The organism is Actinomycetospora sp. NBRC 106378 (assembly GCF_030269685.1).
Classification (GTDB): Bacteria; Actinomycetota; Actinomycetes; order Mycobacteriales; family Pseudonocardiaceae; genus Actinomycetospora.
Genome location: NZ_BSTT01000005.1, coordinates 63,042 through 89,858 on the forward strand (window position 1 = coordinate 63,042; position 26,817 = coordinate 89,858).

4 protein-coding genes and 1 pseudogene are annotated in these 26,817 nt (G+C 77.0%); 3 read left to right on the top strand and 2 right to left on the bottom strand.

Annotated elements, in window-relative coordinates; translation table 11 throughout:
• The first annotated feature begins 11 nt into the window (after nucleotides 1-11).
• The 3 genes and pseudogenes from QSK00_RS13765 (at nucleotide 12) to QSK00_RS13775 (ending at nucleotide 24,466) form a co-directional block, all read left to right on the top strand.
• On the top strand, nucleotides 12-16,973 hold the full coding sequence (locus QSK00_RS13765; protein WP_285591570.1) for a type I polyketide synthase: 16,962 nt from the start codon (nucleotides 12-14) through the stop codon (nucleotides 16,971-16,973).
• A gap of 57 nt (nucleotides 16,974-17,030) precedes the next feature.
• Nucleotides 17,031-23,210, top strand: a pseudogene (locus tag QSK00_RS13770) (type I polyketide synthase); the annotation flags it as partial.
• A complete protein-coding gene (locus QSK00_RS13775; protein ID WP_285591575.1) occupies nucleotides 23,207-24,466 on the top strand; it encodes a cytochrome P450 in 1,260 nt (419 codons plus the stop codon). The pseudogene QSK00_RS13770 and the gene QSK00_RS13775, both read left to right, overlap by 4 nt.
• 87 nt (nucleotides 24,467-24,553) lie before the next feature.
• On the opposite strand, the gene QSK00_RS13780 is transcribed toward QSK00_RS13775, so the two are convergent.
• On the bottom strand, nucleotides 24,554-25,762 hold the full coding sequence (locus tag QSK00_RS13780) for a cytochrome P450 (protein WP_285591578.1): 1,209 nt from the start codon (nucleotides 25,760-25,762) through the stop codon (nucleotides 24,554-24,556).
• On the bottom strand, nucleotides 25,759-26,817 hold the full coding sequence (locus tag QSK00_RS13785; protein ID WP_285591580.1) for a DegT/DnrJ/EryC1/StrS family aminotransferase: 1,059 nt from the start codon (nucleotides 26,815-26,817) through the stop codon (nucleotides 25,759-25,761). The genes QSK00_RS13780 and QSK00_RS13785 overlap by 4 nt, the downstream gene beginning before the upstream one ends.

The following is a 26,817-nucleotide window of genomic DNA, read 5'->3' on the forward strand; positions in this document are numbered from 1 at the left end:
TGGAGCAGACGATGAACGCGTCGAACACGACGAACGCACCCGGCACCGATGTCGTCACCGCCCTGCGCGCCGCGGTCAAGGAGACCGACCGGCTCCGCCGCGCCAACCGCAGCCTCGTCGCGGCGGCCAGCGAGCCGATCGCCGTGGTCGGCATGGCGTGCCGGTTCCCCGGCGGGGTCGACTCGCCCGAGGCGTTCTGGGAGATGGTCGCCTCCGGGACCGACGTCGTCGGCGGGTTCCCGACCGACCGCGGATGGGACCTCGCCGCCCTCGCCGGCGGGGGCGTCGACGCCCGCGACACCGAGGTCAGCCAGCAGGGCGGGTTCCTCGACGGCGTCGCCGACTTCGACCCCGGCTTCTTCGGGATCTCCCCGCGCGAGGCCACGACGATGGACCCGCAGCAGCGGCTGGTCCTGACCACGGCGTGGGAGGCGATCGAGCGCGCCGGCATCGACGCGACCGACCTGCGGGGCTCGCGGACCGGCGCGTTCGTCGGGACCAACGGGCAGGACTACGCCTACCTGCTGGTCCGCTCGCTCGACGACGCCACCGGCGACGTCGGCACCGGCATCGCCGCGAGCGCGGTGTCCGGCCGGCTGTCCTACACGCTCGGGCTGGAGGGCCCGGCTGTCACCGTCGACACCGCGTGCTCCTCGTCGCTGGTCGCGATGCACCTCGCGATGGCCTCGCTGCGGGCGGGGGAGTGCGGCCTCGCGCTGGCCGGCGGCGTCAACGTCATGTCGACCCCCGGGTCGCTGGTCGAGTTCAGCCGCCAGGGCGGGCTCGCCCGCGACGGCCGCTGCAAGGCCTTCTCCGACGACGCCGACGGCACCGGCTGGTCCGAGGGCGCCGGCATCCTGCTGCTGGAGCGGCTGTCCGACGCCCGCCGCCACGGCCACCCCGTGCTGGGCGTGCTCCGCGGGTCCGCGGTCAACCAGGACGGCGCCTCGAACGGGTTCACCGCCCCCAACGGCCCCGCCCAGCAGCGGGTCATCCGCCAGGCCCTCGCCGCCGCCGGACTCGGGACCGGCGACGTCGACGCGGTCGAGGCCCACGGCACCGGGACGCCGCTCGGCGACCCCATCGAGGCCCAGAGCATCCTCGCCACCTACGGCCGGGACCGGGAGCCCGGGCGTCCGCTGCTGCTCGGCTCCGTCAAGTCGAACATGGGCCACACTCAGGCCGCCGCCGGCGTCGCGGGCGTCATGAAGATGGTCCTCGCGATGGCGCACGGAACGCTGCCGCGCACCCTGCACGCCGAGCGGCCCTCACGTCACGTCGACTGGTCCGCGGGCGGGGTGGAGCTGCTCGGCGAGGCCCGGCCGTGGCCGGAGCTGGACCGCCCGCGCCGGGCGGGCGTGTCGTCGTTCGGGGTGAGCGGCACCAACGCGCACGTGATCGTGGAGCAGGCGAGCGAGGCGCCGGCCCCGGCGCGGGCCCCGGAGCACACGCCCGAGGCGCTGCCCTGGGTGCTCTCCGGGCGCACCGAGGGCGCGCTGCACGGGCAGGTCACGGCCCTGCTCGACCACCTCGGGCGCGCCGAGGGTCCCCACGTCGCCCTCGACACCGCCTTCTCGCTCGCGACCGGCCGCGCCGACCACCAGCACCGGCTCGCCGTCGTCACCGACCCCTCCGGCGCCGGGGGCCGGGCCGCCCTCGCGGCGTGGGCGGAGCACGGCAGCGCCCGCGACGTCGTCACCGGCAGCGTCGTCGGGCGCGCCCGGGTCGGGATGCTGTTCTCGGGCCAGGGCGCGCAGCGCCTCGGGGCCGGCCGCGAGCTCGCCGCCCGCTTCCCCCGCTTCGCCGCTGCCCTCGACGAGGTCCTGGAGCTGCTCGACGCCGAGCTCGGTCACCCGCTGCGCGAGGTGATCTGGGGGGACGACGCGGCCGCCCTCGACGAGACCGGCCACACCCAGCCCGCCCTGTTCGCGGTCGAGGTGGCCCTCGCCCGCCTCGTCGAGTCGTGGGGGATCACGCCCGACCACGTCGCCGGGCACTCGGTCGGCGAGATCGCCGCCGCCCACGTCGCGGGCGTGCTCGACCTGCCCGACGCCTGCCGGCTCGTCGCCGCCCGCGCCCGCCTCATGCAGGCGCTGCCCCGCGGCGGGGCGATGGTCGCGCTGGAGGCGACCGAGGACGAGGTGACGCCGCTCCTCGCCGGATCCCCCGACGTCGCCCTCGCGGCCGTCAACGGGCCCCGCGCCGTCGTCGTCTCCGGGGCCGGGGCGGCCACCCTCGCGGTGGCCGAGCAGATCGCGGCGCGCGGGCGGCGCACCCGGCGGCTCCCGGTCAGCCACGCGTTCCACTCGCCGCTGGTGGACCCGATGCTCGACGACTTCCGGGCGGTCGTCGAGACCCTCCACCTCGCCTCGCCCACCGTCCCGGTCGTCTCCACCCTCACCGGGGCGCCGGCCTCCGACGCCGAGCTCACCGACCCCGGCTACTGGGTCCGCCACGCCCGCGGCACCGTCCGCTTCGCCGACGCGGTCGACACCCTCGTCGCGGCCGGGACCGACGTCCTGCTGGAGGTCGGCCCGGACGGGGTGCTCGCCGCCCTCGCCGCGCAGAGCACGGAGGTCCCCGCCGTCCCGCTGCTGCGCGCCGACCGCGACGAGGAGGCCGCCGCCGTCGCCGCCCTCGCGCGCCTGCACACCGCCGGCGTCACCGTCGACTGGCCCGCGGTCCTCGCCGGGACCGACGCCCGCCGCACCGACCTGCCCACCTACGCGTTCCAGGAGGAGCGCTACTGGGCCGCCCCGGGTCGTCGGGTCGCGGACGCCGGCGGGCTCGGGCTCGTCGCCACCGACCATCCCCTGCTCGGTGCGGCGATGTCCGTCGCCGGTTCCGACGAGCTGCTGCTGACCGGCACCCTGTCGCTCGCCACCCACCCGTGGCTCGCCGACCACGCCGTCGGCGGCATGATCTTCTTCCCCGGCACCGGCTTCCTCGAGCTCGCCGTCCGGGCCGGCGACCAGGCCGGCTGCGGGCACGTCACCGAGCTGATGCTCGCCGCCCCGCTGATCCTCCCGACCACCGGCACGCTCGGGGTGCAGATCGCGGTCGGCGGCGCCGCCGACGACGGCTCCCGCGACCTGCGGGTCTACTCCCGTCCCGACCCCGACCCGGCCGAGGGGGCCGACGCCTGGACCCTGCACGCGACCGGCCGCGTCGCGCCCGGCGAGCAGGTCCTGCCGTTCACCCCCGGGGTGTGGCCGCCGCCCGGGGCGACCCCGGTGGACATCGACGGCCTCTACGACCGCTACGCCGGCAACGGCCTGGTCTACGGCCCCGTGTTCCGCGGGCTCCGGGGCGTGTGGCGCCACGGCGAGGAGGTCCTCGCCGAGGTCGAGCTGCCCGCCGACGTCACCGACGCCGACGCGTTCGGCCTGCACCCGGCCCTGTTCGACGCGGTGCTGCACAGCACCGTCTTCGCCTCCGCGGACGGCGACGACCGCAGCCTCCTGCCCTTCGCCTGGCGCGGGGTCTCGCTGCACGCCGCCGGTGCCCGCGCCCTGCGCGTGCGCGTCGTCCCCCGCGGCGAGGACACCGTCGAGATCGCCGCCGTCGGCCCCGACGGCGGGCCCGTGGTCTCGGTCGCGGGCCTGACCCTGCGGGCGGCCGACCCGGCGGCGACCGACCCGACCGCCCGGGCCGGGCGGGAGGCGGCCGACTCCCTGTTCCGCGTCGAGCTCACGCCGTGGGCCGCGAGCACCCCGGCCCCGCAGCGCTGGGCGGTGCTCGGCGCGGACCCGCTCGGCCTGCTCGACGCCCTGCGCGGCGACGACGCCGTGACCGACGTCCGGGCGGTGCCGACCCTCGCCGAGCTCGGCGACGACGTCCCCGGCGTCGTCGCCCTCGGGGTCACCGCCGGGGAGGGACCCGTCCCGGACGCGGTCCACCGCGTGACCCGCGAGGTCCTCGCCCTCCTGCAGGGCTGGCTCGCCGACGACCGGTACGCCCACAGCCGGCTCCTCGTCGTGACCCGGGCCGCCTCCGACCTCGCCGCCGCCGGCGTCCACGGCCTGGTCCGCGCCGCGATCACCGAGAACCCGGGCCGGTTCGGGCTCGTCGACCTCGACGACACCGCCGAGTCCGTGGCCACGCTGCCGAGCTGGCCCGCGCTGGCCGCCGAGGACGAGCCCGAGGCCGCCGTGCGCGCGGGGACCGTCGGGCTGCCGCGCCTGGCCCGCCTGCACACCGGCCCGGACCTCGTCCCGCCCGGTGGCCCGTGGCGGCTCGGCAGCACCGCGAAGGGGAGCCTGGACGGGCTCGCCCTGCTCGACCACCCGGAGGCCCACGCACCCCTGACCGGACACCAGGTCCGCCTCGACGTCCGGGCCGCCGGCCTGAACTTCCGGGACGCCCTCAACGCCCTGGGCATGTACCCGGGCGACGCGGGCCTCTTCGGTTCCGAGGCTGCCGGCACCGTGCTCGAGGTCGGGCCCGAGGTCACCGACCTCGCGGTCGGCGACGCCGTCATGGGCATGGTCTTCGGCGGCATCGGCCCGGTGGCCGTCGCCGACGCCCCGCTGCTCACCCGGATCCCTGCGGGCTGGGACTTCGCGACGGCGGCGTCGGTGCCGTTGGTGTTCCTGACCGCCTGGTACGCGCTGGTGGATCTGGCCGGGTTGCGTCCGGGGGAGAAGGTCCTGGTGCACGCGGGGGCCGGTGGGGTGGGGATGGCCGCGATCCAGATCGCGCACCACCTCGGGGCGGAGGTGTATGCGACGGCGTCGGAGCCGAAGTGGGAGGTGCTGCGCTCGTTGGGGGTGGCCGAGGACCGCATCGCGTCGTCGCGGGATCTGGGGTTCGCGCAGCGGTTCCCGACGGTGGATGTGGTGCTCAACGCCCTGTCGGGGGAGTTCGTGGACGCCTCGCTGGGGTTGTTGGGGGCGGGTGGCCGGTTCCTGGAGATGGGCAAGACCGACATCCGGGAGACGGCGCCGGAGGGGGTGATGTATCGGGCGTTCGATCTGGGGTGGGTGGAGCCGGGTCGGATCGCGTCGATGTTGGGCGAGCTGGTGGGGTTGTTCGGGGTCGGGGCGCTCGAGCCGGTGCCGGTGCGGTGTTGGGACGTGCGGCGGGCGCGGGAGGCGTTCCGGTTCATGTCGATGGCCCGGCATGTCGGGAAGATCGTGTTGACGGTTCCGCGGGGGCTCGACCCGGAGGGGACGGTGCTGGTCACGGGTGGCACCGGTGGTCTGGGTGGGTTGCTGGCCCGGCACCTGGTGGCCGAGCGGGGAGTGCGCTCGCTGCTGCTGTCGAGTCGTCGTGGGATGGATGCGCCGGGGGCGGCCGAGCTGGTCGCCGAGTTGGAAGCCCTCGGCGCGAGCGTGCTGGTGCGGGCGTGTGACGTGGCGGACCGGGCGCAGGTGGACGAACTGGTCGCGGCGGCGGAGCGGCCGTTGACCGCCGTGATCCACACCGCCGGGGTCCTGGCCGACGGGGTGCTCACCTCGCTCGACGCGGACGCCGTCGACACCGTTCTCGACCCGAAGGTCGACGGCGCGTGGCACCTCCACGAGGCCACCGCCGGCCTCGACCTCGCCGCGTTCGTCCTCTACTCCTCGACCGCCGGGCTGATGGGCGGCGCCGGGCAGGGCAACTACGCGGCGGGCAACGCCTTCCTCGACGCCCTCGCCGTCCACCGCCGCGACCTCGGCCTCCCCGCGACCTCACTCGCCTGGGGCGCCTGGGAGCAGAGCACCGGGATGACCGCCGGGCTCGACCAGGCCGTCCGTCCCGGCGGCCTGCCGCTCATCACCGCCGAGCGGGGCCTCGCCCTGTTCGACGCCGCCACCCGCGCCGTCGAACCGCTGGTCGTGCCGCTGCCGATCACCGCCTCGTCGGGCGCGGCCGCCGGCCCGGTGCCCGCGCTGCTGCGCGGCCTCGTCCGTTCCGCGGGGCGCCGCGCCCGGGCGGCGGGCCGGGCCGGCGGCGACGCGAACGGCCTCGCCGCGCGGCTCGCCGGTCTGGCGCCGGAGGAGCGCACGGCGTCCGTCGTCGACCTCGTCCGGACCGAGGCCGCGGCCGTCCTGGGCCACGGCAGCGCGGCCGGGGTGGACGCCCGCCTGGAGTTCCGGGCGCTGGGCTTCGACTCGCTGACCGCGGTCGAGCTGCGCAACCGCGTCGCGGCCGCGAGCGGGCTGACCCTGCCCGCGACCCTCGTCTTCGACTACCCGACCCCGGAACGGCTCGCCGAGCACCTGCTGGCCGAGCTCGACGGGACCGACGGGACCGACGGGACCGACGGGACCCCGACCACCGTCGTGCCCGCCGCGACGGCGGACGTCGACGACCCCGTCGTCATCGTCGGCGTCGGATGCCGGTTCCCCGGTGGTGTGCGCACCCCGGACGACCTCTGGGACCTCGTCGTCGCCGGCACCGACGCCATCACCGAGGTCCCCGACGACCGCGGGTGGGACCTCGGCGCCCTCGACCCGACCGCGGCGCACCGGCCCCGCGGCGGGTTCCTCGACGACGTCGCCGGGTTCGACGCCGGGTTCTTCGGGATCGCCCCCCGCGAGGCGCTGGCGATGGACCCGCAGCAGCGGGTCGTCCTCGAGGTCGCGTGGGAGGCCGCCGAGCGGGCCGGGATCGACCCGACCACGCTGCGCGGCTCCCGGACCGGGGTCTTCCTCGGGGTCAGCGGACAGGACTACGCCGGGCTCGTCATGGACTCCCGCGACGACGTCGCCGGGCACGCCACCACCGGTCTGGCCACCAGCGTCGTCTCCGGCCGCGTCGCCTACGTGCTCGGGCTCGAGGGCCCGGCCCTCACCGTCGACACGGCGTGCTCGTCGTCCCTGGTCGCCCTGCACCTGGCCGTCCGGGCGCTGCGCGCGGGGGAGTGCGACGCCGCCCTGGTCGGCGGCGTCACCGTCATGTCCACCCCGGCCAACTTCACCGGCTTCTCCCGCATGGGCGGGCTCGCCGACGACGGCCGCTGCAAGGCGTTCTCCGACGACGCCGACGGCACCGGCTGGTCCGAGGGCGCCGCCGTGCTCGTGGTCGAGCGGCTCTCCGCCGCGCGGTCCGCGGGCCACCCCGTCTGGGCCGTCGTCGCCGGATCCGCGGTGAACTCCGACGGTGCCTCCAACGGCCTCACCGCGCCCAACGGGCCGTCCCAGCAGCGGGTCATCCGCGCGGCCCTGGCCGACGCGGCCGTCCCCGCCGGCGAGGTCGACGTCGTCGAGGCGCACGGGACCGGGACGCCGCTGGGCGACCCGATCGAGGCCCACGCCCTGCTCGCCACCTACGGGCGCGACCGCGACCCGGAGGCGCCGCTGCTGCTGGGCTCGATCAAGTCGAACATCGGTCACACCCAGTCCGCGGCGGGCGCGGCCGGCGTCATCAAGGCCGTGCTGGCGATGCGGCACGGCGTCGTCCCCGGCTCCCTGCACGTCACCGCCCCCTCGCGGCACGTCGACTGGACCGACGGCGGCGTCGAGGTCGTCACCGGGGCCGTCGACTGGCCGCAGCGGTCGCACCCGCGCCGGGCCGCGGTCTCGTCGTTCGGGATCTCCGGGACGAACGCCCACGTCGTGCTCCAGGCCGCCCCGGCCGAGCCCGTCCCCGCCGAGCCGGCCACCACCGAGCCCGACCCCGCCGAGCCCGCCGTCGTGCCCTGGGTCCTCTCCGCCCGCTCACAGGATGCGCTGCACGGTCAGGTCGAGGCCCTGCTCGCGCACCTCGACGCGTCCCCGGGGTGCTCCCGGGTCGACGTCGCGGCCGCCCTGGCCGCGCGCTCGCGCTTCGGCCACCGCCTGGCCGTGCCCGCCGGTCCCGACGACGACGCGGCACGGGCTGTCCTGCGCGCCTGGCAGGACGGTGGCAGCGCACCCGGCGTCACGACCGGCACGGTCGTCGGCGCCCCGCGGTGCGCGGTCGTGTTCTCCGGGCAGGGGGCGCAGCGGCTCGGCAGCGGCCGCGAGCTGGCCGCCGTCTCCGAGGTGTTCGCCGCGGCCCTCGACGAGGTGCTGACCGCGCTCGACGCCGAGCTCGGCGGCGACCTGCGGGCCGTGCTGTGGGGCGAGGACCCCGCCGCCCTCGACGACACCCGCCACACCCAGCCCGCCCTGTTCGCCGTCGAGGTCGCCCTCTACCGGCTGCTCGAGAGCTGGGGGCTCGCCCCGGCCGCCGTCGCGGGGCACTCGGTCGGGGAGATCGCCGCCGCGCACGTCGCCGGGGTGTTCCCGCTGGCCGACGCGGCCCGGCTGGTCGGCGCCCGCGCCCGCCTCATGGCGGCCCTGCCCGCCGGAGGCGCGATGGCGGCCGTGGCCGCGGACGCCGACGAGGTGGCCGCCGTCCTCGCCGGGACCGACGCGTCCGTGGAGATCGCCGCGATCAACGCGCCCCGCTCGGTGGTCGTCTCCGGGACCGCGGCCGGCGTCGACGAGGTCGTCGCGATCATGGCGTCCCGCGAGCGGCGCGTCACGCGGCTGCGGGTCTCGCACGCCTTCCACTCGCGGCTCGTCGAACCGATGCTGGCCGACTTCCGGGCCGTCGTCGGGACGATCACGTTCGGCGCGCCCCGGCTGCCGCTCTACTCGGGGCTCTCCGGCGCGGCGGTCACGGACGAGGTGTGCGACCCGGAGTACTGGGTGCGCCACGTGCGCGAGCCCGTCCGGTTCGCCGCCGCGATGGGCAGCATCGGCGCCGACGGTGCCGCGGACGTCGTCCTCGAGGTCGGGCCGGACGCGGTGCTCGCCGGGCCGGTCGCGGCGACGCTCCCGGACGCCGTCGTGCTCACGCTGCTCCGCGGCCCCGACGGCGAGGCGCACGCCGCGGTCGCCGCCCTGGGCGGCCTCGTGGCCGCCGGGATCGACGTCGACCTCGCGGCGAGCTGGGCCGGCCACCGCCCGCGGCGGGTGGAGCTGCCGACCTACGCCTTCGCCCACGAGCGCTACTGGGTCTCGCCGTCGCGCCGCACCGGGAACGCGGGCGGGCTCGGCCTCGTCGCCACCGACCACCCGCTGGTCGGCGCGGCCCTCCCCGTGGCCGGCGCCGACGAGCTCTACCTGACCGGCTCGGTCTCCCTCGCCACCCAGCCGTGGCTCGCCGGGCACGTCGTCGGGGGCGTCGTCCTCTTCCCCGGGACCGGCTTCCTCGAGCTCGCCGTGCGCGCGGCCGACCAGGTCGGGTGCGACCGCGTCGACGAGCTGGTCCTCACCGCCCCGATGGTCGTCCCCGCCGTGGGCGCGCTGCAGGTCCAGCTCGCCGTCGGCACCCCGGACGACGACGGTGCGCGCACGGTCGACGTGCACTCCCGCCCCGCCGGCGACCCGGCCGCGGCCTGGACCCGGCACGCCACCGGACGTGTCGCCCGGGCCGCGACCCCCGCGTCCCCGGTGACGGTGCCGGAGGCCGCGGTCGGGGTCGACCTGGCCGGGCTCTACGACCGGTACGCCGCGAACGGCCTCGTCTACGGCCCGCTCTTCCGCGGACTGCACGGCGTGCGCCGCCACGACGGCGAGGTCTACGCCGAGGTCACCCTGACCGGGGAGGGCTCCGAGGACGCCGCCGAGTTCGGGCTGCACCCCGCCCTGCTCGACGCCGTCCTGCACGCCTCCGCGTTCGCGACGACCGCCGACGGACCCGGCGCCGGCGACCGCAGCCTGCTGCCGTTCGCCTGGCGCGGCGTCACCCTGCACGCCGGGGGCGCCACCGACCTCCGGGTGCGGATCACGCCCGGGGGCGAGGACACGGTGGCCCTCGCCGCCGTCGACCCGTCCGGGTCGCCCGTCCTCACCGTCGAGGGGCTGACGCTGCGCGCAGCCGGCCCGGGCGACCCGGCCGGCGTCGCGAGCGCCGCCCCGGACGCCGCGTCCGGACTGCTGCGACCCGGCTGGACACCGACCGCACCGCCCGCCCCCGACCCCGCCGCGACCTTCGCCGTCGTCGGCGCCGACCCCTTCGGGATCGCCGGTCTCGTCCCGGCCGCCGCTGCGGACGCCGCGTCCGTGCTCGTCGTGGGCCTCGACGGGCACGACGGGTCCCTCCCCACCGCCCCCGCCGCCCACGCCCTGACCCACCTCGCGCTCACCCGCGTGCAGGAGTTCCTCGACGGCCCGGCGACCACGACCCTGCTCGTCCTGACCCGCGGGGCCGTGCTCGACGGCGGTGCGCCGACCGACCCCGCCGCCGCGACCGCCCGCGGGCTCGTCCGCGCCGCGCAGACCGAGAACCCCGGCCGCATCGTCCTGGCCGATCTCGACCCGGCCGTCGTCTCCGGTCCCGCCGCGGACCCGGCCCTGCTCGCGGCCCTGCCCGCGCTCGCCGCCCGGGGCGAGCCCGAGGCCGCGCTGCGCGACGGGGAGCTCCGCCTCGCCCGTCTCCAGCCGGTCGGCACGACCTCCCTCGTTCCGCCGACCCGTGGGCCGTGGCGGCTCGGGTGTGCGACGAAGGGCAGCCTCGACGGGCTCGCCCTGCTCGAGCACCCCGACGCCGAGGCCCCCCTGACCGGTCACGAGGTGCGGGTCGCGGTCCACGCCGGAGGGGTCAACTTCCGCGACGTCCTCAACGCCCTCGGCATGTACCCCGGCGAGGCGGGTGAGCTCGGCGCGGAGGCCGCCGGCGTCGTCACCGCGGTCGGCCCCGACGTGACCGGGGTCCGCCCCGGCGACCGCGTCCTGGGCACGATCTTCGGGGCGCTCGGCCCGGTCGGCATCGCCGACGCCCGCATGCTGCACCGGGTTCCCGACGACTGGGACCTCCCGACGGCGGCCTCGGTCCCGCTGGTGTTCCTCACCGCCTGGTACGCCTTCACCGAGCTCGCGGGGCTGCAGGCGGGCGAGAAGGTCCTGATCCACGCGGGGGCCGGTGGCGTCGGGATGGCCGCGATCCAGATCGCGCACCACCTGGGGGCGGAGGTGTACGCGACGGCCTCGGAGCCGAAGTGGGAGGTGCTGCGGTCCCTGGGCGTGGCCGAGGACCACATCGCGTCGTCGCGGGATCTGGGGTTCGCCGAGCGGTTCCCGACGGTGGACGTGGTGCTCAACGCCCTGTCCGGGGAGTTCGTGGACGCCTCGCTCGGGTTGTTGGGCGCGGGTGGCCGGTTCCTGGAGATGGGCAAGACCGACGTCCGGGAGAGCGCGCCCGACGGCGTCGTCTACCGCGCGTTCGACCTCGGCCAGGCCGGCCCCGAGCGCACCGGCGCGATGCTCGCCGACCTCATGGCCCGCTTCGCCGACGGTGCCCTCGTCCCGCTGCCCACGGCGCGCTGGGACGTCCGTCGCGCCACCGACGCGTTCCGGTTCATGTCGATGGCCCGGCACGTCGGCAAGATCGTCCTGACCGTCCCGCAGGGCCTCGACCCGGACGGCACGGTCCTGATCACCGGTGGCACCGGAGGCCTGGGCGGGCTCCTGGCCCGGCACCTGGTCGGTCGCGGTGCCCGTCACCTGCTGCTCTCCAGCCGTCGTGGCCCGGATGCTCCCGGGGCGGGCGAGCTGGTCGCGGAGCTGGAGGCGCTCGGGGCGTCGGTCTCGGTGCGGGCCTGCGACGTGTCCGACCGCGCGCAGGTGGACGCCCTGGTGGCCGCCGCGGACCGGCCGCTGACCGCCGTCGTCCACACCGCCGGCGTCCTCGACGACGGCGTCGTCGGCTCGCTCACCGCCGAGCGCGTCGACACCGTCCTCGCCCCCAAGCTCGACGGCGCCTGGCACCTCCACGAGGCCACCGCCGGGCTCGACCTCGCCGCCTTCGTGCTCTACTCCTCGACCGCCGGGCTGATGGGCGGCGCCGGCCAGGGCAACTACGCCGCGGGCAACGCGGGCCTCGACGCCCTCGCGGCCCACCGCCGGGGGCTCGGCCTCCCGGCCACCTCCCTCGCCTGGGGCGCGTGGGAGCAGACCGCGGGGATGACCGCCGACCTCGGCGCGACCCTGCGGCCGGGCGGGCTCCCGCTGCTCACGGCCGAGCGGGGTCTCGCCCTGTTCGACGCCGCCACCGGCGCCGACGAGGCCCTCGTCGTCCCGCTCGACCTGCCCGCCGGGACGGGCGCAGCCGCGGCTACGGTGCCCGCCCTGCTGCGCGACCTGGTGGCCCCGGCCGCCCGCCGTGGCCGGGCGGGGACCGGCGCCGGTCGGGACGCGAACGTCCTCGCCGACCGGCTGCGCGACCTGCCGGAGCCCGAGCGGATCGACGCCCTCGTCGCCCTGGTGCGCTCCGAGGCCGCCGCCGTCCTCGGTCACGGCTCGGCCGACCGCGTCGACGCGCGGCTGGAGTTCCGGGCGCTGGGCTTCGACTCGCTGACCGCGGTCGAGCTGCGCAACCGCGTCGCGGCCGCGAGCGGGCTGACCCTGCCCGCGACCCTCGTCTTCGACTACCCGACCCCCGACCGGCTCGCCGCGTTCCTGCTCGAGGAGCTGGCCCTGGGCGGGCCGGCCGACGCACCCACCGGCGGGCCCGTCGGCGCGGGTGGTGCCGACGACCCGGTCGTGATCGTCGGGATCGGGTGCCGCTTCCCCGGCGGGGTGGCCTCGCCCGAGGACCTGTGGGACCTCGTCGCCTCCGGCACGGACGCCATCACCCCGGTGCCCGTCGACCGCGGCTGGGACGTCGGGTCGCTCGCGGCCGACGGCGCCACCGCGCGGGGCGGGTTCCTCGACGACGTCGCCGGGTTCGACGCCGAGTTCTTCGGGATCGCCCCCCGCGAGGCGCTGGCGATGGACCCGCAGCAGCGCCTCGTGCTCGAGGTGGCCTGGGAGGCCGCCGAGCGGGCCGGGATCGACCCGTCGTCGTGGCGCGGATCGCGGACCGGGGTCTTCCTCGGGGTCAGCGGGCAGGACTACGCCGGGCTCGTCATGGGCTCGGAGGAGGTCGCCGGGCACGCGACGACCGGCCTCGCGACGAGTGTCGTGTCCGGCCGCGTGGCCTACGTGCTGGGCCTGGAGGGCCCGGCCCTCTCGGTCGACACGGCGTGCTCGTCGTCGCTGGTCGCCCTGCACCTCGGGGTGCGGGCGCTGCGGGCGGGGGAGTGCGACGCCGCCCTCGTCGGGGGCGTCACGGTCATGTCCACCCCGGCGAACTTCGCGGGCTTCTCCCGGATGGGCGGCCTCGCGCAGGACGGGCGCTGCAAGGCGTTCTCCGACGACGCCGACGGCACCGGCTGGTCCGAGGGCGCGGCGGTCATGGTGGTGGAGCGGCTCTCGACGGCCCGCGCCGCCGGACACCCGGTGTGGGCGGTGGTCGCCGGGTCCGCGGTGAACTCCGACGGCGCCTCGAACGGGCTCACCGCGCCCAACGGCCCGTCCCAGCAGCGGGTGATCCGCGCGGCCCTGGCCGACGCGGCCCTGGCCCCGGAGGACGTGGACGTCGTCGAGGCGCACGGGACCGGGACGCCGCTGGGCGACCCGATCGAGGCCCAGGCGCTGCTCGCGACCTACGGCCGCGACCGGGATCCGGAGCAGCCGCTGCTGCTGGGCTCGATCAAGTCGAACATCGGCCACACCCAGTCTGCGGCGGGCGCGGCCGGGGTCATCAAGGCCGTGCTGGCCATGCGCCACGGGACGGTCCCGGGTTCGCTGCACGTCACCCGACCGTCCGCGCACGTCGACTGGGCCTCCGGGGCCGTCGACGTCGTGACCGGCGCCGTCGACTGGCCGCAGCGGTCGCACCCGCGCCGTGCCGCGGTCTCGTCGTTCGGGATCTCCGGGACCAACGCCCACGTCGTGCTCGAGGCGCCGCCGGTCGTGCCGGCCCCGCCGTCCCCGGCCCCCGGGCCGGTGCGGGAGGAGGTGCGGGAGGAGGTGCGGGAGGAGGTGCGGGAGGAGACCGTGCCGTGGGTGCTCTCGGCCCGCAGCGCCGAGGCCCTCGACGCGGGGATCACCCGGGTGCGCGCCCACCGGGAGCGCCACCCCGACGTGGCCGCCGCCGACGTGGCGGCGGCGCTGCTGCGCACCCGCGCGCACTTCGAGCACCGTGCGGTCCTGCTCGCCGGCCGCGACGGGATCACCGAGCTCGCCCGGGGTGAGGCCCGGTCGCGCACCGCGGCGATGCTGTTCTGCGGGCAGGGCGCCCAGCGCCTCGGGATGGGGCGGGAGCTCGCCGCGCGGGTCCCCGCCTTCGCGGAGCGGCTCGACGAGGTGCTCGACGTCCTCGACGCGGAACTCGGGCATTCCCTGCGCGCCGTGCTGTGGGGTGAGGACATGGCCGCGCTCGACGACACCGCCGCCACCCAGCCGGCGCTGTTCGCGGTCGAGGTCGCCCTCTACCGGCTGCTCGAGAGCTGGGGTCTCGCCCCGGCCGCCGTCGCGGGGCACTCGGTCGGGGAGATCGCGGCGGCCCACGTCGCCGGGGTGTTCCCGCTGGCCGACGCGGCCCGCCTCGTCGCGGCACGGGCCCGTCTCATGGCGGCCCTGCCCGCGGGCGGTGCCATGGTCGCGGTCGACGCCGGGGAGGAGGAGGCGCTCGCCCTGCTCGGCGAGTCGGTCGCGGTGGCCGCCGTGAACGGGCCCGCGGCCGTGGTCCTCTCCGGTGCCGAGGCCGCGGTGCTCGACGCCGCGGAGCGCCTCGCCGCCGCCGGTCGTCGCACCTCCCGGCTGCGGGTGAGCCACGCGTTCCACTCGCCGCTGATGGCACCGATGCTCGACGAGTTCCGCGAGGTCGCCGCGTCCCTGCGCTACGCCGCGCCGAGGCTGACGGTGGTCTCCACCCTCACCGGCTCCGTGGCCGGAGCGGACACGCTGGGCGATCCCGAGCACTGGGTGCGCCACGTCCGGGAGCCGGTCCGCTTCGCCGACGGCGTCCGGGCCCTCGCCGACCTCGGGGTCACCGCCTTCGCCGAGGTCGGCCCCGGGGGCTCGCTCGCGGCGATGACGCGGGACGTGCTCGACGACATCGACGACACCGACGCCGGGTCCGCCGCGGACACCGTGGTGGTGCCGACCCTGCGGCCGGGCCCGGACGAGCCCCGTGCCCTGCTGACCGCGCTGGCGCGCCTGGGCTGCGCCGGGGTCGACCTGGACTGGTCGGCGGTCCTCGCGCACCCGGACGCGCGTCCGCTCGTCCCGGACGTCGCCCTGCCCACCTACCCCTTCCGGCACCGCCGGTTCTGGCCGACGCCGGCCGCGGGCGCCGGGTCGGACGGCCCGGGGGGCGACGGCCTCCTCGGAGTCGACTGGAACCCGATCGCCCCGTCGGGGCCGGACACGTCCCCCGTCCTCCACGGCGAGCTCGCGCCCGCCGGGGAGGTGCCGCCGATCGTGGTCCTGCCGGTCTCCGGCGAGGGCGGGGGCGGGCTGGCCGAGGGCGTCCCCGCGGCGGCCCACCGCGTCGCCACGGAGGTCCTCGCGGTGCTGCAGGGCTGGACCGCCGACGCCCGCACCCGGGCGTCCCTGCTCGTCGTCGTCACCCGGGGCGCGGTCGACACCGGCTCCGGGGTGACCGACCCGGCGGCCGCCACGGCGTGGGGGCTGGTCCGCTCGGCCCAGTCCGAGGAGCCGGGCCGCGTGCTGCTGCTCGACCTCGACCCCGCCGCGGACCGGACCCGCGACGTGCCCGACGGGCTGGCCGACCTCGCGTCCGCCGGCGAGACCCAGCTCGCGGTGCGCGACGGGCAGCTCCTCGCCGCCCGTCTCGTGCCGCGCCCCGCGGGCGCCGGGGGCGATCCGTCGCCCAGCGCGGAGGGCACCGTCCTCGTCACCGGCGGCACGGGCGGCCTCGGCGGGCTGCTGGCCCGTCACCTCGCCGAGCGGGGGGCACGGCACCTGCTGCTGACCAGCCGCCGCGGCCCGGCCGCCCCGGGGGCCACGGAGCTGGTCACCGACCTGGAGGCGCTCGGGGCCACCGTCACCGTGCAGGCCTGCGACGTCACCGACCGCGCCGCCGTCGACGCCCTCGTGGCCGCCGCGGAGCCGCCGCTCACGGCGGTGGTGCACACCGCCGGCGTCCTCGACGACGGGGTGGTGGGTTCGCTGACCCCGGAACGGGTCGACGCGGTCCTCGCGCCGAAGGTGGACGCGGCCTGGCACCTGCACGAGGCGACCCGCGACCGCGGACTGACCCACTTCGTCCTGTACTCCTCGCTCGCCGGGGTGACCGGCGGGCCCGGACAGGCCAACTACGCGGCGGCCAACACCTTCCTCGACGCGCTCGCCGCCCACCGGCGTGCGCTGGGGCTGCCCGGCCTGTCGCTGGCGTGGGGACCGTGGGAGCACGGTGCCGGGATGACCGGGGGGCTGGCCGACGCCGACCGCGCCCGGATGACGCGCTCCGGCGTGCCGCCCCTGACCCCGGCCCAGGGCCTGGCCCGGTTCGACGCCGCGCTCGCCGCCGGCGGGCCCCTCGTCGTCGCGGCCCGGCTCACCGGCGCGGTCCCGACCGGACCGGGGGTGCCCGCGCTCCTGCGCGACCTCGCCGCCGCGGCCGGGACCGGGAGCGCGCCGCCGGCGCCCGCCGGGCCCGCGCTCGACCTGGGCGGGCTCGAGCCCGCCGCCCGCACCGCGCTGCTGCTCGACACCGTGCGCACCGCCGTCGCCGGCGTGCTCGGGCACGAGGGCACGGCCGACGTGCCGGGGGACCGGGCGTTCGACCGCCTCGGCTTCGACTCGCTCACCGCGGTCGAGCTGCGGGTGCGCCTCGGCGAGGCGACCGGGCTGCGGCTGCCGTCGACGCTGGTCTTCGACCACCCGACCCCGGCCGCCGTCGCCGCGCACCTCGACGCGCTGCTCGGCGAGCGGGAGGCGGCCGACGCACCCTCCCCGCTCGAGGAGCTCGACCGGCTCGAACGGCTGCTCTCGCCGGGCGAGGCCGACGACGACACCCGCAGCGGGGTCGCGCAGCGCCTGCGCCGGATGCTCGCCGCCTGGGAGGACGCGCAGCGCGTCCCGGCCGGACCGGCCGGGACGGGCTCCGACTCCGTCGCCGCCCGGCTCGACGGTGCGAGCACCGACGAGGTCCTCGCCTTCATCGACAACGAACTCGGCCGGTCGGGGCAGCTCGCCGACCCGACCCGCTCGCCGCACCCGTAGAGAAGGGCGACCGCCACCATGCCGCAGGACCAGCACCAGCAGCAGGACGACCCGAAGCTCGTCGACTACCTCAAGTGGGTCAGCGCCGACCTGCAGAAGACGCGGCAGCGGCTCGCCGAGGTGGAGGCCGACCGCGCCGAACCCGTCGCCGTCGTCGGGATGGCCTGCCGCTTCCCCGGTGGTGCCGACACCCCCGAACGGTTCTGGGACCTGCTCGCCGCGGGACGCGACGCCGTGTCGGAGTTCCCGGACGACCGCGGCTGGGACCTCGCCGAGCTCGCCCGCGGTGGCGCGTTCGGCGCGAGCACCACCCGCCGCGGCGGGTTCGTCGACGGCGCCGCCGACTTCGACCCGGGGTTCTTCGACATCTCGCCACGCGAGGCGCTCGCCATGGACCCGCAACAGCGGTTGCTGCTGGAGGGTGCGTGGGAGGCGCTGGAACGGGCCCGCATCGACCCGGCCACGCTGCGCGGCACCCGCACCGGGGTGTTCGTCGGCACCAACGGCCAGGACTACGCGCACCTCGTCCTGCACGCCGACGACGACCTCGGCGGATACGCCGGCAACGGGCTGGCCTCCAGCGTCCTGTCCGGCCGCGTCGCGTTCGCGCTCGGGCTCGAGGGCCCGGCGGTCACCCTGGACACCGCCTGCTCGTCGTCGCTGGTGTCGCTGCACCTCGCCGCCCAGGCGGTGCGCGCGGGGGAGTGCGGGCTCGCGCTCGCCGGCGGGGTCACCGTCATGACGACCCCGGCCAACTTCGCCGGCTTCAGCCTGCAGGGCGGGCTCGCCGCGGACGGGCGGTGCAAGGCGTTCTCCGACGACGCCGACGGCACCGGCTGGGCGGAGGGGATGGGCCTCGTCGTCGTCGAGCGGCTCTCCGAGGCGCGCCGCCTCGGCCACCCCGTGCTCGCGGTGCTGCGCGGATCGGCCGTGAACTCCGACGGGGCGTCCAACGGGCTGTCGGCCCCGAACGGCCCCTCCCAGCAGCGCGTGATCACCCGCGCCCTCACCGTCGCCGGGCTCACCCCCGCCGACGTCGACGCCGTCGAGGCGCACGGCACCGGGACCGCGCTGGGCGACCCGATCGAGGCCCAGGCCCTGCTCGCCACCTACGGACGCGACCGCGCCCGGCCGCTGCGCCTCGGCTCGGTGAAGTCGAACATCGGCCACACGCAGGCCGCCGCCGGCGCCGCGGGAGTCATCAAGATGGTGCTCGCGCTCCAGCACGGATCGCTGCCCGCGACCCTGCACGCCGCGACGCCGTCCTCGCACGTCGACTGGAGCGCCGGGAACGTCGAACTGCTCGACGCCGCCGTCGACTGGCCGCGCGGCGAGCGCGTGCGTCGTGCCGCGGTCTCCGGCTTCGGCATCAGCGGGACCAACGCCCACGTCGTGCTCGAGGAGGCCCCCGACCCCGCCGCCGATCCCGCCGGTCCCGCCGGTCCGGTCCCGGCGCTGGGCGCCGCCCCCTCCCGCACCGTGCCGTGGCCGGTCTCGGCGCGCTCGGCCGGCGCCCTCGACGGCCAGATCGCCCGCCTCGACGAGCTCGCGGCGACGCCCGACCCGGCCGGTGTCGCCCGGTCGCTGCTGCACACCCGCACCGCGTTCGCGCACCGCGCCCTCCTGGGCCACCGCGACGGCGCGCTCCGCGTCCTCGCCCGCGGCGAGGTGCCGACCGGCCGCACCGGTGGGGTCGCGCTCGTCTTCCCGGGCGTCGGGTCCCAGCGCCTCGGCATGGGCCGCGAGCTGCACGCGGCGTTCCCGGTCTTCGCGGGGACGTTCGACGAGGCCGTCGCCGCGGTCGACGCCCGGCTCGGCGGCTCGCTGCGCGACGCGATCTGGGGCACGGACCCGGCCGTCCTCACCGACGCCCGCGTCCTGCAACCCGCCCTGTTCGCGGTCGGCGTGGCGACCGCCCGGCTCCTCGCGTCGTGGGGCGTGCACCCCGACCACGTCGCCGGACACTCCACCGGGGAGATCGCCGCCGCGCACGTCGCGGGGGTCCTGGCGCTGACCGACGCCGCCACCCTGGTCGCCGCCCGCGCCGAGCTCATGGCGGGCCTGCCCGACGGCGGCACGATGCTCGCCGTCGGCGCCGCCGAGCACGAGGTGGTCCCGCTGCTGCCGCCCGAGGTGTGCGTGGTCGCGGTCAACGGTCCGCGGTCCGTCGTCGTCGCCGGCCCCCGCGAGGCGGTGCTCGCCGTCCGGGAGCGGATGGACGCCGACGGGTCGCGCACCAAGCTCCTGCCCGCCGACTACGCGGCGCACTCCCCGCTGACCGACCCGATCCTGCCGGCGCTCGGCGAGGTCGCGGCCGGACTCACGTTCCACGAGCCGACGACCACCATGGTGTCGACGGTGACCGGCGAGGTCGCGGGCCCGGGCACCGTCGCCACGCCCGGGTACTGGCCGCGCAACGTCCGCGAGCCGGTGCGCTTCGACGACGCGGTCCAGGTCCTGCTCGGACGCGGGGTGCGGACGGTGGTGGAGGTCGGCCCGGGCGGGGTGCTCACCGCCCTGGTCGCCGACCGCGCCGCGGACCACGGCGCGGTCGCCGTCCCGGGACTGGCGGCCCGGTCCGCCCCGACGACCGACACCGACACCGAGGCCCTGCTCGCCGCCGTCGGCACGCTCTGGAGCCGGGGCGCCGCGGTGGACCTCGACGCCCTCCGCAGCGCGGTCACCGGGGACGCACCCGGGCCGGGCAGGCCCCTCGACCTGCCCACCTACGCCTTCGACCGCCGCCGGTTCTGGCCCTCGCTGCGGGTCGCCGCGCTCGACCCCGAAGGTCTGGGCCTCCGCGCGGCCGGCCACCCCGTGCTCGGCGCCAGCGTGTCGCTCGCGGGCAGCGACCAGGTGGTGCTCACCGGCCGGATCGGCACCCGCACCCACCCCTGGCTGCTCGCCCACCGTGCCCACGGCCGGGTCACGCTGCCGGGCGCGCTGCTCGCCGAGCTCGCCCTGCGCGCCGGCGACCAGGTCGGGGCCCCGACCGTCGAGCACCTCGAGCTCGCCGCCCCCGCCCGGCTCGACGCCGACACCCCGCTCGCCCTGCAGGTCCTCGTCGGTCCGGACGACGACGGCCGGCGCACCGTCGAGATCCACTCGCGGCCGGCCGACGCCGACGCCGACGACGCCCCCTGGACGCCGCGCGCGCACGGCACCCTCGCCGTCGCCGACCCGGAGCCGGCACCCGCCGTCGCCGCGCCCGCCGACGCCCGCCCGGTCGCGACCGACGTGCTGGAGGCCCGCGCGACGGAGGCCGGCTACGAGCTCGCGGCCCCGTTCCGTGGTCTCGACGACGTCCGGGCCTCCGACGACGTGGTCGTCGCCCGGGTGCGCCTGCCCGCGGGGTCCGTCGGGTCCGGCGACACCGGCTTCACCGTGCACCCCGCCCTGCTCGCGACCGTGCTCCGGTCGGCGGCTGCGCTCGGTCTCGACGCGGGCGGCTCGCCGACGATGCTGCGGGGGCTGGTCGTGCACGCCGAGGGCGCCGATGCGGTGCGGGTCCACCTGGCCCGCACCGGCCCCGACACCTGCCGGGTGGCGGTGACCGACCCCGACGGCCGGCCGGTCCTGGACATCGACGAGGTCCGCCTCGGCGCGGCCGCGGACGGCCGGGAGGGGCAGGACGCCGCGACCCCGGCCGGTCGTGGCCGGCTGCACGTCCTCGGCTGGGAGCCGCTCGAGGCGCCGGACCGCGCCACCGGCACCCGGTGGGCGGTCGTCGGGGCCGACGAGCTCGACCTCGGGTACGCCCTGCACCGCGCGGACGAGACCGTCGCGGGCTACGCCGACACGCTCGTCGGGACCCTCGCCGGGAGCGGGAGCGCCCCGGACGTGTTCCTCGTGCCGGTCGACGGCGCCGCCGACCGCCGCGCGGGCGTCGACCCGGCCGCGCGCGTCCTCGCCCTGCTGCAGGAGTGGCTCGGCGACCCGCGCCTGGCCGGCTCCCGGCTCGTCGTCGTCACCCGGGGCGCGGTCGCGCTCGACGGCGAGGACGTCACCGACCCGACCGCCGCGCGCGTGTGGGGGCTCGTGCGGTCGTTCCAGACCGAGAACCCGGGTGCGGCGACCCTGCTCGACCTCGACGACACCTTCCTGTCCGCCGGCGTGCTGCCGCGCCTGGTCACCCTCGCCGAGGAGCAGCTGGTCGCCCGTCGGCACGCGCTGTCCGGCGCCCGCCTGCGTCCGGCGCCCGCGCCGGGGGCGGCGCGCGCCTGGGCGCCCGAGGGCACGGTGCTCGTCACCGGCGGCACCGGCGGGCTGGGTGCGGTCCTGGCCCGCCACCTCGTCGGGACCGGCCGGGTCCGACGGCTCCTGCTCGCCGGGCGCCGCGGTCCCGACGCCCCCGGCGCGGCGGCGCTGCGCGACGAGCTGGTCGCCGCGGGCGCCCACGTCGACCTCGTCGCGTGCGACGTCGCCGACCGCGCCCAGGTGGACGCCCTGGTCGGCGGGGTCGACCCGGCCCACCCGCTCACCGCGGTCGTGCACACCGCCGGCGTCCTCGACGACGCCCTCGTGGACGCCCTCACCCCGGCCCACCTCGCCCGCGTCCGGGCCCCCAAGTCCGACGCGGCGTGGCACCTGCACGAGGCCACCCGCGGGTGCGACCTCGCCGCCTTCGTCCTCTACTCCTCGCTGGCCGGGACGCTCGGCAACGCCGGGCAGGGCAACTACGCGGCGGCCAACGTCGAGCTCGACGCCCTCGCCACGCACCGCGTCGCCGCCGGCCTGCCCGCCACGTCGCTCGCGTGGGGCCCGTGGGAACCGGCCGGGGGCATGACCGGCCGCCTCGAGGGCGACGAGGTGGACCGGATGGCCCGCACCGGCGTCCCACCGCTCCCGGTCGCCGACGGCCTCGCCCTGTTCGACGCGGCGCTGGCCACCGCCGCGCCGGTGCTCGTGCCCGCCCGCGTCGACGTTTCCGGTCTGCGCCGCCAGCAGTCGCTCCCGGCGTTGTGGCACGAGCTGGTGCCGCCGACGCGCCGCCGCGCCTCCGCGGGCGGCGCCGCGACCACCGTCGCGGTGCGCGACCGGGTGCTGCGCCTCGATCCGCCGGCCCGCCACGACCTGCTCGTCGAGCTCGTCACCGCCTACGCCGCCGGCCTGCTCGGCCACGACGACCCCTCGGCGGTCGACCCCGGACGCGCGTTCCTCGAGCTCGGCTTCGACTCGCTGGTCGCCGTCGGGCTGCGCAACCAGCTCGGCGAGGTGCTCGGCCTGCGCCTGCCGGGGTCGATCGTGTTCGACACCCGCACCCCGGTCGGCCTCGCCGCGGCGCTCGGGGAGCTCGTGGCCGCCGACTCCGGCTCCCGCCCCACGATCGCCACGGTCGACGCGCCGTCGTCGGGCACGGTCGCCGCCGACGGCGAGGAGACCCTCGTCGGGCTCTTCCACCGCGCCCGCCGCAACGGGCGCAGCGTCGAGGCGATGCGGATGCTCGTCGCCGTCGCGAACACCCGGCCGACCTTCCACAACCCCGCGGAGCTGGAGGAGCTCTCCGAGCCGGTCACCCTGGCCGACGGGGCCGTCGAGCCCCGGCTGATCTTCGTGAGCGCCCCGGGTGCCACGGGCGGGGTGCACCAGTACGCCCGCATCGCCGCGCACTTCCGGGGCCGCCGGCACGTCTCGGCGCTGCCGCTCATGGGCTTCGCCGCCGGGGAGCCCCTGCCGGCCGACGCCCGCGCGGCCGGCCGGGTGGTCGCGGAGAGCGCCCTGCTGGCCAGCGAGGGCGAGCCGTTCGTCCTCGTCGGGCACTCCAGCGGCGGCTCGCTGGCCTACCTGGCCGCGGGCGTGCTCGAGGAGACCTGGGGCGTGCGCCCGGAGGGCGTCGTCCTGCTCGACACCCCGTCCATCCGCTACCGCGACGGGGAGCACAACGACCTCGACCGGACGATGTCGTTCTACCTCGCCGACGTCGACTCGCCGTCGGTGACGCTCAACAGCGCGCGGATGTCGGCCATGGCGCACTGGTTCATGGCCATGACCCGCATCGACAGCGCCCCGACCACCGCGCCGACCCTGCTCGTGCGCGCGACGCAGCCGAACAACGGGCTGATCTTCGACACCTCGGCGGCCCCGGCGGACGACCGCCGCGAGATCGCGGCCGACCACCTGTCCCTGGCCAAGGAGCACTCCTCGCTGACCGCCGCCGCGATCGAGGACTGGCTGACCGAGCGCTTCGGGGCCACGAGCACCCCCGCGCACCCCGCGACGAACGGAGTCCCGGCATGACCTCCTCCCCGACGGCCTCCTGCCCGATCACCGGGCACGGCGCCCCCGCCGACGCGACCGACCCGGCGCTGCGGCCCGAGCCCGCGCCGTACACCTCCGAGACCGTGCTGCCGCCGCGGCTGCTGCGGGTCGACGAACGTCTGACCGAGCTGCAGCGCGAGGCCCCGGTCTGCCGCGTGCGGACCCCGGCCGGCGACCACGGATGGCTCGTGACCCGGCACGCCGAGCTCAAGGACCTGCTCCACGACGAGCGTCTCGGGCGTGCCCACGACGACCCCGAGAACGCCGCGCGGTTCGTCCGCAACCCGTTCCTCGACATGCTCATGGGCGACACCGTCGAGGAGGCGCACGCCGCCCACGTCCGCATGCGCCGGCTGCTCAGCCCGCAGTTCTCCGCGCGCCGGGTCCTCGACTTCGAGCCGACCGTGCACGCCATCGCCGAGGACGTCCTCGGGCGGATGGTCGCCGGCGGGTCCCCGGCCGACCTGCGGACCGCGTTCTCCGCGCCGTTCTCCCTCGGTGTGCAGTGCGGCCTGATGGGCATCGAGGCCGACGACCGGCCCCGCCTCGTGGAGATCCTCGCCGAGATGCGCTACGTCGACGGCGCCGACGCCGTCCTCGCCGCGCAACGCCGCATGTTCGACCTGCTCGGTGACCTCGCCCGCCGGCGCCGCGCCGACCCCGGCGACGACGTGGTGTCGCGCATGGTCGCCCGCGAGGAGTCCGACGAGCGGGTCTCGCACATCCTGACCGGCCTGCTCTTCGCGGGGCTGGACAGCGTCGCCGGCCACGTCGACCTCGGGGTGGTCCTGCTCGACCGCCACCGCGACCAGCTCGCCGCGGCGCTCGCCGACGAACGGGTCATGCGCTCGGCGGTGGAGGAGGTCCTGCGCAGCGCCAAGGCCGGCGGGTCGGTGCTCCCGCGCTACGCCCTCGCCGACATCCCGTGCGGGGACGTGACCATCCGCGCGGGTGACCTGGTCCTGCTCGACTTCACGCTCGTCAACTTCGACACCGACGTCTTCACCGACCCGGAGACCTTCGACGTCGGGCGGACCGAGAACCCGCACCTGACCTTCGGGCACGGGATCTGGCACTGCATCGGCGCGCCGCTCGCGCGCGTGCAGCTGCGCGTCGCGTTCACCCTGCTCTTCACTCACCTGCCCGAGCTGCGGCTGGTCCGGCCCTTCGAGCAGCTGCAGATGGTCGGTGGCCAGCTCTCCGCCGGGCTGACGGAGATCCCGATCACCTGGTGACGGCGGGCCGCACGACGAGGGCCCCACCTCCCGGCCGGGAGGTGGGGCCCTCGTCGTCGTGGCCGCGGGGCGGCGGGGATGGCGGGATCAGTCCCAGGTGACGGGCAGGGCGTGCAGGCCGAACAGCACGCCGTCGTACTTCAGGGGCAGCTCGTCGACGTCGACCGCGAGACGCAGCGTCGGGATGCGCTCGAACAGGGTGCGGTAGGCGATCTCCATCTCCGCGCGGACGAGGTGCTGCCCGAGGCACTGGTGCACCCCGAACCCGAAGGCGACGTGCGAGCGCGCCGAGCGCTCCGGGTCGAAGCCGTCCGGGTCGGCGAACACGTCGCGGTCGTGGTTGGCGGCCGCGAGCAGCGGCACGATGCCCTCCCCGGCGCGGATCCGCCGCCCCCCGATCTCGACGTCCTGGGTCGCCACGCGGAACGCGACGAGGTCGGCCACCGAGTAGAAGCGCAGCATCTCCTCGACGACCCGGTCGTCCCCGATCCAGCGGGGGTTGGTCAGCAGCTGCACGATGCCGAGCCCGATGTTGTTCGCCGTCGTCTCGTGGCCGGCGATGAGCAGCAGCATCGCGACCCCGGACAGCTCGTGCGGTTCGATCGTCCCGGCGGCGATGAGCTTCGAGATCAGGTCGTCGCCCGGGCGGCTGCGCCGGATCCGGATCAACCGGTTCAGGTAGCGCAGCAGCCCCGCCGACGCGGCGTCGCGCTCGGCGTCGGTCGAGCTCAGGGTGACCAGGACCTTCGTCTGGGCCTCGAAGAAGTCACGGTCCGCCCGCGGCACCCCGAGCATCCGGGAGATGACCAGCGAGGGCACCGGCAGCGCGAAGTCCTCGACGAGATCGGCGCGGGTGCCGCGGGCGAGCATCGTCGTGACGAGCTCGTCGACGATCTCCGCGATGGCCGGACGCAGCTCGCGGACCTTGCGCACCGTGAACTCGGGGATGAGCGTGCGGCGGAACCGGGCGTGCTCGGGCTCGTCGAGGGAGACGAACCAGCCCGGGATCTCCGCCTGGGACGGCGCACCGCCGGTCCGGGCCGCGCGGGGGAAGCCCGGCCGGGAGGGGTCGGCGCTGATCCGCGGGTCGGTCAGCACGGCCCGGACGTCCTCGTGGCGGGTGACCAGCCACAGCGGGCCGCTCGGCAGCTCCGAGCGCACCGGGCCGGCGTCGCGGTAGGTGGCGTACTCCGGGGGCGGGAAGGGGCAGCCGGGTCGGCGCAGCGGGAAGGCGACCGGGCACGCCGCGGTCGCCGTGGTGTCTGCCGTGGTCCCGGTGTCGGTGTCGGTGCTCATGCCGCTCCGTAGAACGCACGGACCTCGTCGGTGATGTACTCCTGGTCCTGCGCCGTCAGCCCCGTGTGGGTCGGCAGGTAGAAGCCGTCGTCGCTCAGGCGCGAGGCGTTGAGGTCCGGCCACGCCGGGTCGTAGTAGTCCGGCTGGCGGCTCATCGGCTTGAAGAACACCCGGGTCTCGACGCCGCGGTCGGCGAGGTGGGTGAGCAGCTCGTCCCGGCACTCGGCCCGCAGGTCGTACATCCACAGCACGTCGCGCTGGGGCATGAGGGTGACGCCGGGGACGTCGGTCAGGGCGTCGTCGTACCGCTTCTCGATGTCGCGGCGGGTCTCGAGGATCTCCTCGAGCTGCTCGGTCTGGGCGTAGGCGACGGCGGCCTGCATGTTCGTCATCCGGAAGTTGTAGGCGAGCTTCTTGTGCAGGAAGCTGTGGTCGCGGGTGAAGGCCATCGCGCGCAGGTGCGCCATCTGCTCGGCGAGGTGCGGGTCGCGGGTCACGCAGATCCCGCCCTCGCCCGCGGTGATGATCTTGTTGGCGAAGAGCGAGAAACAGGCGATGTCGCCCACCGGCCGGACCCCGTGGGCCTCCGCCGAGTCCTCCACGACGCGCAGGTTGTACTCGTAGGCCAGCCCCATGATCGCGTCCATGTCGGCCCGGCGGCCGTAGACGTGGACGGGCAGGATCACCTTCGTGCGCGGGGTGATCTTCTCCTCGATCCGGGTGACGTCGATGTTCAGGTCGTCGGCGCAGTCGACGAACACCGGGGTCGCGCCGGTGTAGGTCACCGCCCACGCCGTCGCGATCATCGTGAACTCGGGGACGATCACCTCGTCGCCGGGCCCGACCCCGAGCGCGCGCAGCGCGAGGGTCAGCGCCGTCGTGCCGGACGAGCACGCGACGCCGTGCGGGTAGTCGTTGAAGGCGGCGAACGCCTCCTCGAAGCGGGGGATGTAGGGCCCCTGGGAGGAGATCCAGCCGCCGGAGACGGCCTCGGTCACGTACTCCAGTTCGCGGCCGGCGAGCCAGGGCCGGGACACGGGATGGGTGTAGGGCAT